This is a genomic window from Streptomyces sp. NPDC002838 (assembly GCF_040295365.1).
GTDB lineage: Bacteria > Actinomycetota > Actinomycetes > Streptomycetales > Streptomycetaceae > Streptomyces.
Genome location: NZ_JBEOVF010000119.1, coordinates 1 through 8,328, shown reverse-complemented (window position 1 = coordinate 8,328; position 8,328 = coordinate 1). Strand labels below are relative to the sequence as shown.

At 71.6% G+C, this 8,328-nt stretch carries 9 protein-coding genes; 2 read left to right on the top strand and 7 right to left on the bottom strand.

Annotated elements, in window-relative coordinates:
- The coding region (locus ABT063_RS51515; protein WP_351069217.1) for a transposase at positions 1-507 on the top strand (507 nt) is incomplete at its 5' end.
- Here the strand turns inward: ABT063_RS51515 and ABT063_RS51510 are convergent.
- The 6 genes from ABT063_RS51510 to ABT063_RS51485 all read right to left on the bottom strand — a co-directional run bounded on the left by ABT063_RS51510 (position 455) and on the right by ABT063_RS51485 (position 7,070).
- On the bottom strand, positions 455-1,006 hold the full coding sequence (locus ABT063_RS51510) for a hypothetical protein (RefSeq protein WP_351069215.1): 552 nt from the start codon (positions 1,004-1,006) through the stop codon (positions 455-457). The two genes, ABT063_RS51515 and ABT063_RS51510, sit on opposite strands and share 53 nt — an antisense overlap.
- Positions 1,007-1,381: 375 nt before the next feature.
- Complete coding sequence (locus tag ABT063_RS51505; protein ID WP_351069212.1) at positions 1,382-1,648, bottom strand: DoxX family protein; 267 nt, start codon at positions 1,646-1,648, stop codon at positions 1,382-1,384.
- A gap of 82 nt (positions 1,649-1,730) precedes the next feature.
- A complete protein-coding gene (locus ABT063_RS51500; protein ID WP_351069211.1) occupies positions 1,731-3,374 on the bottom strand; it encodes an AMP-binding protein in 1,644 nt (547 codons plus the stop codon).
- On the bottom strand, positions 3,371-4,948 hold the full coding sequence (gene mhpA, locus ABT063_RS51495) for a bifunctional 3-(3-hydroxy-phenyl)propionate/3-hydroxycinnamic acid hydroxylase MhpA (RefSeq protein ID WP_351069209.1): 1,578 nt from the start codon (positions 4,946-4,948) through the stop codon (positions 3,371-3,373). The genes ABT063_RS51500 and mhpA overlap by 4 nt, the downstream gene beginning before the upstream one ends.
- 9 nt (positions 4,949-4,957) lie before the next feature.
- A complete protein-coding gene (locus ABT063_RS51490) occupies positions 4,958-5,896 on the bottom strand; it encodes a fumarylacetoacetate hydrolase family protein (RefSeq protein WP_351069207.1) in 939 nt (312 codons plus the stop codon).
- A 28-nt stretch (positions 5,897-5,924) separates the two neighbouring features.
- Positions 5,925-7,070 (bottom strand): VOC family protein, encoded by a 1,146-nt coding sequence (locus ABT063_RS51485; protein WP_351069205.1) that lies wholly within the window; start codon positions 7,068-7,070, stop codon positions 5,925-5,927.
- A gap of 133 nt (positions 7,071-7,203) precedes the next feature.
- Here ABT063_RS51485 and ABT063_RS51480 point away from each other — a divergent pair, with 133 nt between their 5' ends.
- Positions 7,204-7,839, top strand: coding sequence for a TetR/AcrR family transcriptional regulator (locus ABT063_RS51480; protein ID WP_351069204.1), 636 nt, complete (start codon positions 7,204-7,206; stop codon positions 7,837-7,839).
- Between the two features lie 9 nt (positions 7,840-7,848).
- On the opposite strand, the gene ABT063_RS51475 is transcribed toward ABT063_RS51480, so the two are convergent.
- A partial coding sequence (locus ABT063_RS51475) for an LmeA family phospholipid-binding protein (protein WP_351069202.1) occupies positions 7,849-8,328 on the bottom strand: 480 nt, incomplete at its 5' end.

Here is an 8,328-nt window from a genome sequence, read left to right as displayed (position 1 = left end):
GCGGGGATCATCGACGCGCAGTCGGTGCGGGCCGCCGCGACGGTGCCGGCCGCCTCACGCGGCTACGACGGCGGGAAGAAGGTGCCGGGCCGCAAACGGCACATCGTGACCGACACCCTCGGCCTGCTCCTGGCCGTCGCGGTCACCGCCGCGAACATCGGCGACCGGGACGCCGCGGCGGGCCTGCTGATCCGGCTGCGCCGCCTGCACCGCGACATCACCCTCGTCTGGGCCGACGGCGGCTACACCGGCTCCCTCGTCGGCTGGTGCCGGGACAAACTCGCCCTGACCTTGGAGATCGTCAAACGCACCGACGACATGCAGGGGTTCGTGGTGCTGCCCAGGCGCTGGGTGGCCGAGCGCACGTTCGCGTGGCTGATGAACTCCCGCCGTCTGGCCCGGGACTACGAGACCCTGCCCGCCACCAGCGAGGCGATGATCCGGTGGTCGATGGTCACGCGGATGAGCCGGCGCCTGGCACGGCCACGGGCCGCCGGCCGGCACTGAATGCCCCCGACGCCTCCAGCAGGAGCCACCCGCGCTCCACCAGGCGCCGGGCTTTGGACCGCAGCCCCTCGACCTTCGCCGGCGTCGCCCCAAGGCCCAGTTCCACCGCGATCTCCTTGGCTCGAAGCGGCCCGTGACCCATGGATCGCTGCTGTTCCAGCACACCCACGATCCGCTGATAGTCCGGCGCCAGAACCGTCACCGGCAGCCCTTCCCGCCAGGGCGGCACTGTTGAGCCCGGCACCGGCGCGAGCGACGGCGCCGCTTTCTCCTCCGCCTCGGTCGTGGTCAGGGCAGTGGACTCGGCCGCAGAGACTGCCAGGGCCTCGACCAGTTCTTCCCGCGCGATCACCCGCCGGTCCAGCTCGATCTCCGCGGCCTCCAACACCTCAGCCAACCGCGCGACTTCCTCCCGCAAGCCCTCCACCCGCACGCGGGCAGCCGCCTCTCGCTCCTCCAGCATTCCCAGCACCGACACCACCGCGCACCCCTCGACCATGAAGCGGACACATGACGTCGCGATGCCTCCCTCAACCCGAGCGAAACCATGCCTGACCAGCAGGAATCAAAGGATCGCGTTCGGTTGAAATACGGCTTCTAAGGCCAATCCAACAGAGCCGCAGCCCCAAGGTCTGCATCAGTCAAGATCCGGACCATTCCCGGGCCAGCGGTCCCGGCAAGGTACCCACGGCTGCCATATTCGCAGGTCAGCGAGCTGATTGCGCTGTACCACAAGCAGACGAAGAATCTGCTGGTGTCGTACTCGCCGAAGAAGCTGGGCTTCTTCTAGTCCGTCGACAGTACGCCGAGCCGTAGACCCGTGAGCCCTCAGGCGTCACCGGGCGCTCGCGCGAACGGCGCACGCTGCGGGCCGTCAGCCGGTACCGGCCGCCACGCCGGCGTACGCCACCGCCGTCAGGGCCAGTACGGCGGCGGGCAGGGCCCGCGCGGGCGGGTCGCCGTGACGCAGGTGGACCACTGCGGCGACGGTCATCAGCAGCGCCAGCCCGATCGCGGCGGCCACCCCGAGCGGGGCGGAAGCCAGTCCGAGCACCAGTCCGACGGCTCCGGCCACTTCCAGGGTGCCGACGAAGCGGTAGAGGCCCGGCGACATGCCCAGGTGCGCTGCCGCCTGACGCATGAACGGCACCGCGGCGATCTTCGCCCCTCCAGTGGCAGGAAGACCAGGACCAGGACAACGGCGAGGGTGATCTGTGCGGTCGTCACGCCGACCGCCCCCGGCGTTCGGCTCCCAGCCGGGCGTAGTGGTCGATCAGGTCGGGGGCGTCCACCGTCGCGGGGTTGACCACCTGCTCGGCCGGGGCGCCCTGGAGGAGGCGTTTGACGGGGACTTCGAGTTTCTTGCCGGTGCGGGTGTGCGGGATGCCGGGGACTTCGAGGATCTCGTCGGGGACGTGGCGGGGTGAGGCGCCGGCCCGGATCGCCTCCTTGATCTTCTCGCGGAGCGGGTCGTCCAGGGTCACGCCGGCGGCGAGGACCACGAACAGCGGCATCCAGTAGCCGCCGTCGGGTTCCTCGGCGCCGATGACGAGGGCCTCGGTGATCTCGGGGAGGCGTTCGACGACGTCGTGGATGTCGGCGCTGCCCAGGCGTACGCCGTTGCGGTTCAAAGTGCTGTCGGAGCGGCCGTGGACGATCACGGAGCCGCGTCCCGTGACTGTGATCCAGTCGCCGTGCCGCCACACCCCGGGGTAGGAGGAGAAGTAGGCGTCGCGGTAGCGGGTGCCGTCGGGGTCGTTCCAGAAGTACAGCGGCATCGACGGCATCGGGCGGGTGACGACCAGTTCGCCCCCCTGGTCCACGATCGGGAAGCCCTCGGCGTCGTATGCGGCCAGCGCCACGCCCAGTTGGGGCGCCGACAACTCCCCTGCCCAGACCGGTGTGTTGGGTGCGCTGCCGGCGAAGCCGGACACCACGTCCGTGCCGCCGCTGAGGCGGTCGCCGGGGCCCAGGTCGGAGTGCAGGCCGAGGGTCTTCAGGTGCTCCAGCAGGACGCCGCCGTGGCCGTGGACGATGCCCTTGGGCAGGCCGGTGGTGCCGGAGGAGTACACGACCCACAGGGGGTGGTCGAACGGCAGGGGGGTGCAGGTGAGTTCCTCGGCGCGGGTGGCCGCGTCCTCCCACGGCACCACCAGCGAGGGGTACGCCTTCGACGGCCACGGCAGGCCCACGTGGTCGACCAGCACGGTGGCCTTCAACGTCGGCAGCGCACCGGCGAGTTCGAGGGTGGCCTCGCGGCGGTCGTGGGTGGTGGCGTTGAAGAGGTAGCCGTCGGCGCCGATCAGGACGGTGGGTCGGAGCTGGGCGAAGCGGTCGGCGGCGGCCTTGGGGGCGTATTCCTGCCCGCAGACCGACCACACGGCGCCCAGGCTCGCGGCGGCGAGGAACGCGACGATGGCATGCGGGGTGTTGGGCAGGTAGCCCACGACCCGGTCCCCCTTGCCGACGCCCAGGTCGCGCAGGGTGGCGGCGACTGAGGCGACCTGGGCGCGCAGGCGTCTCGCGGTCACCTCGTAGCCGGAGCCGGTCTCGTCGAGCGCGATGATCGCCACGGCGTCGTCGGCGAGGTTGCGCAGGGCGTGGTGGGCGTAGTTGAGGGTGGCGCCGGGGAACCAGCGGGCGCCGGGCATCCCCTCCTCCGCCAGCACCTGCTCGTACGGGGTGTCCGCGTCGATGTCGAAGTACTCCCACACCGCGCCCCAGAAGCCCGCCAGGTCGGTGACCGACCAGCGGTGCAGGGCGGCGTAGTCGGAGCCGGCCATCCCGACGTGGCGGGCGAAGTCCATGATGTGGCTGTCCGCGACGGCCTGCGGATCGGGCGTCGTGAAAGGCTCGGGCACGGTCATCCTGTGGCGCTCCTCAGCAGGCTGTCCTCGACGGTCCGTCGGGGTGGGTGGGGGCTGCGCGTGGTGTGCAGAAGGGCCGCCCAGGCGGCGGTGTCGGTGAAGTCGCGGCCCCCGGCCGGGACGACGTCCATGACGACGCGGTCGGGGCGCAGCAGGACGGCGTCGGCCCGGCCGGCGCGCAGCCAGGCCGCGAGCGTGCCGTCGTCGCCGCGGCCGGTCACGGGGATCGCCCGGACGCCGATCGCGTGGGCGAGCGCGTTCAGCGAAGGGCAGGGCTCCGCGGTGGTCAGGATGGTGAAGGAGTCGCCGAGCAGCTCGTCGAGGCGGGTACGCCGTCCGTCGTCGATGATCCACGGCTGCGGGCAGTGGGTGCCCACGAGGCCCCTGCGGATGCGGCGTCGGACGAGAGGCCCGGCGGTCAGGGGCGGGCTGAGGTCGCGGCCGGCCGCCGCGGTCAGGCCGGGTATGCGGCAGGCCGCGGCCAGGAGTCTGCGGCGCACCGCGGCGGCGCCGTCCTGGCCGCCGGTCATGGCCCAGCCCATGGCGACCGCGAGCCGGATCACATGCCGGGCGTGCGGCTTGCGTTCGCTCTCGTACGTGTCCAGCAGCCGCTCGTCGCCGCCCTGAACCAGGACACGGGCGAGCTTCCAGGTGAGGTTGTGGGCGTCGCGCAGCCCCGAGCACAGGCCCTGCCCGATGAACGGCGGGGTGAGGTGGGCGGCGTCACCGAGGAGGAAGACCCGTCCGCTGCGCCATCGGTCGGCGACGCGCGCCCGGAAGGTGTACCGCGCCTCGCGGACGACCTCGAAGTCCCCGTCGTAGGAAGGCGGCAGCCAGGGCGCGATCAGCTCGCGGACCGGTTCCTCGGCGTCCCCGAGCCGGAACTCCCAGCGGTAGCGGTCCTCGCCGACGCGCATGAAGGTCGCCGGGCGGTGCGGGTCGCAGACCTGGTCGACGCCCTCCCAGCAGCGGACGTCGGCCTTCGTGCGGACGTCGACGACGGTCCAGCATTCCTCAAAGCGCAGGTCCTCCCATACGGATCCGATGGCGTCGCGGGTGAGGCTGTTGGCACCGTCACAGCCGAGGACCGCGTCGGCCCGCAGCAGGTGTTCACCCTCGTCGTCGCGGTAGGTCACCCGGACCGGGCCGTCACCGTCCTGCTCGACGCCGACGACCTCCGCCCCACCGCGCAGTTCGCACTCCGGGCGCCGGGAGAGGGCGTCGCGCAGCAGCCGCTCCAGCTCGGGCTGGTCGAACATGCTGGTCTGCGGGTAGCCGTGATGGCCGTACGCGGTGCGGCGGAACTCGGCCATCACCCGGTGCCGGGCGTCCAGCAGCCGCAGCCCGCCCGCCGGACGGGCGATCGCGGTGAACTCCTCCCCCACGCCCGCGGCCTGGAGGATCCTGCGGACCTCGTCGTCAGTGGCGACGGCGCGCGGGAGGGGGTAGAGGTCCCGGTGGCGTTCCAGGATCACGGTGCGGACTCCGCGCCGGGCGAGGAGGAGGGCGGCGGTCACGCCCACCGGTCCGGCGCCGACGACGACCACCGTTACGTGCTGTTCGGTACGGCTCACCTCAGGTCCCTACTTCGCGTCCGTGACGGGTGTTCGCTGCTCGCCGAGGTCGATCCGGCCGTCCGGGGTCGCGATCGTCGCGGTGATCACGTCACCCGCGTGCAGGTAGTGCGGGTTCTTCGCCTGGGACTTGAAGAACGCTTTCCACTTCACGGCGGGCGGCAGCAACGCGCCGATCTTCTCGACCGGCTTGGGCGGGGCCTTGAGGGCCGTGCCGCCGGGCGTGCCGGTCAGCAGCAGGTCGCCGGGGTCGAGGGTCTGGAACCGGGCCAGCAGGGTCAGGGCCTGCGCCGGACGGACGATCATGTCGGCGAGGGTGCGGTCCTGGCGCAACTCGCCGTTGACGGACAACTTCAGCCGCAGATCGAGGAGACGGACGAAGTCCTCCGGCTCCAGCAGGGCGAGGTACGGGCCGGTCGGAGTGAAGGTCGGGTACGACTTGCTCTCGTAGAACTGCGTCTTCGTCAGCTGGACGTCACGCGCACTGACGTCGTTGGTGATCACCAGCCCGGCGACGTACGACGGCAGGTCCCGCTCCTCGACGACGGTGCCGACGGGCAACGGCGCCCCCATGACCAGGCCGAGCTCGATCTCGTAGTCGAGGAACTCCACGTGGGAGGGCCGGACGACGGCGTCGCCGGGTCCGCTGACCGAGCCGGACGCCTTGCGGAAGAAGGCGGGCGGGATGTCGCCGGTGAAGCCCGAGTCGCGGGCGTGGCTGCGGTAGTTGACCATCTGGGCGACCACCCGGCAGGGGGTGGTGACCGGTGAGAGGGCGACCAGGCCGGCGACTGGCGTGCCCGTGTCGGCCGACAGGGCCGCCTCTCGTACGGCGTCACGGTCGGCGATCAGCTCGGCGGTGGTGGCGGCCTTGGTGTCGACGGGGACGGCCCGGTCGCCGCTGACCACCCACCAGCCGTCGGCGGTGCGCAGGACGTTGGTGCTCATGTCAGTACCTTCTTGAGGGGGTTGGGGTTCAAGATTTGGCGGCCTTGAGCAGGCCCAGCAGGCGCACCGGGTCCATCTCGTTGTCACCGCGCAGGGCCTCGATGACGTCGCGGACCCGCTGCGGGGAGGGGCTCGCGCCGAGGAAGTCGCGGGTGGCGGGCGGACCCCACTGGGCCAGGCCGCTCGTCGACATCGGCGCCCACCCCGGCTCGACGTCGCAGGAGAACAGGTCCCCGTCGGCGAAGTGCTCCAGCATGAAGCGGTCGGTGTCACGCCAGTAGTCGAAGAGCTGGCTGCCCTGGATGTGCCGGCCGATGCCCCAACTGCGCTGGTAGCCGCGCTCCTTGAGGTACTCGCCGCCGGCGGCGATCGAGTCCAGGTCGGTGACCTGGTAGGCGGAGTGGACATAGCCCGCCCCCGGCCCCAGGTGCATCGCCAGCGTGTGATGGTCGGCCGGCACGCTGCCGAGGTCGCAGCGGATGAACGCCATCGTCGGACCGCGCTCGCGCTGCCCGTCCAGGAACAGGAAGTCGGACACGATCATCCCCAGCGTGTCCAGGTACCAGTCCAGGGCCCGGCCGAATACGCGGGTCTCCAGAACGACATGGCCCAGCCGCTGGATCCGGGACGGCTCCCGCGGCGGGCGTTGCGTGGCGTTCGTACGGCGGTGATCGGTGCCGAAGTTGAGCAGCAGCGGCCGCTGCTCGGGCAGCGCCGACAACTGCTCGCCGCAGTGCACCACCCGCACCGGGAAGCCCGACGGGTCGAGCAGATCGACCGCCTTGCCGCCGCCGGGCACGTCCGTGTCCCGCACGTCGGAGCCGGTGGCCCGCGCCAGCCGGTCCAGATCGGCCCGCTCGGCCGCGCGGAACGCCGGGCCGATGAACCGGGATGTGCGGCCACGGCGGATCACCATGCACGGCGAGCCGGCGAAGGTGCCGCGCAGCCACAGTTCGCTCGCGGTGCGCGCGGCGACCTGGAACCCGAAGTCCCGGGCGAAGACCTCGGCCCGGTCCACATCAGGCTTCTCGAACTCCAGCCAGGCCAGGTCCGCCACCTTGATCACGGGATCCCGCGACCGCCCGGGATGCTCGCCGCGCAGAGCGCCCTGTTCGCTGTGGAGGTCCTGGTGGGCCGTCTTGACATCGGTCCCGTGGACGCGGGTTTCAGACATGGTGCCCTCCGAGCAACTTGCCGTAATGAGGAAATCATCAACTGTGACAGTTCCATCGTCAAGATGTTCCGGGAAGAAATGATGGATTCATCAGAGCTGCTATCGCCATCGCCCCGGCGGCTAGAATCAGCGCATGCCTACGTCAGCCCCGCCCAGCAACCGGTTCGAGCGGCGCCGCGCCGAGACCCGTCGCGCGCTCGTTCGCGCCGCCCGGCAGATCCTCGCCGAATCCGGTGACACCGGCGCCAGCATCCAGGCGATCGCCGAGCGCGCCGACGTCGGCTTCGGTTCCTTCTACAACCACTTCCAGTCCAAGACCGAGCTGTTCGAGGCGGCGGTGGTCGACGCCCTGGAGGAGTACGGCCAGAGCTTCGACGAGCGCCTGGCCGGGATCGACGACCCGGCGGAACTCGTCGCGACGGGCTTCCGGCTCAGCGCCCGCATGGCCGACTCCCACCCGGAGCTGATGCAGGTTCTGCGCCGCCGGGGCCTGGGCCACATCCACTCGGACAACGGCCTGGCCCGGCGGGCACTGCGTGACGTGGAGGTGGGTATGGCCTCCGGCCGCTTCACTCCCGTGGACCCGACGGTTGCCCTGTCCGCACTGGGTGGAACCCTGCTGTCCCTGGTGGAGCTGAGGTTCGCCCGCCCCGAACTGGACGGCGACGAAGCCGCGGTCGACCTGGCCGAGATGGTCCTGCGCATGCTGGGCGTGCCACCGGACGACGCCCACGAGGTCGCCCGCCGCCCCCTGCCCGACCCTGCCTGACCCACCCCGCTACGCGGTGACCGCGGAGCCCGGCCGGAAGGTGACCGACCGGCCGGTGAAGTCGGCCTCGACCCCGTCCCGGGTGGGGGTGACGGACCGCAGGCGCAGCCCCGCGGGGACGTTCTCCAGCGGAACAGGCTCTTCCAGGGCCTTGTTCAGCAGCGCCGTCGGCGAAGCGAGCAGCTCGCCCCGGACGGGGCGGACATCCGTGAAGGCGATGCGGTTGCCCGCCGCCGCGGAGGCGGCCGCGCTCAAGGTCACGTCGCCGGCGAGCGGCATGCCGGCCCTCGCGTTGATCCGCCCCGGCTCGCCCCCCCGTGATATCCGCACGCCGAGCACGTCCGACACGTCGTCGTACGACAGGAACGCCGTCGCCTCGACACTGCGGGCGTGAGCCTCATCGGCGCGCGGAAGGAACCTCGAAGGGACCGGGCGGGAGCACGGACAGCCCCCTTCTGGCGCGCGAACCGCGGCACGAGCCGCGGTTCG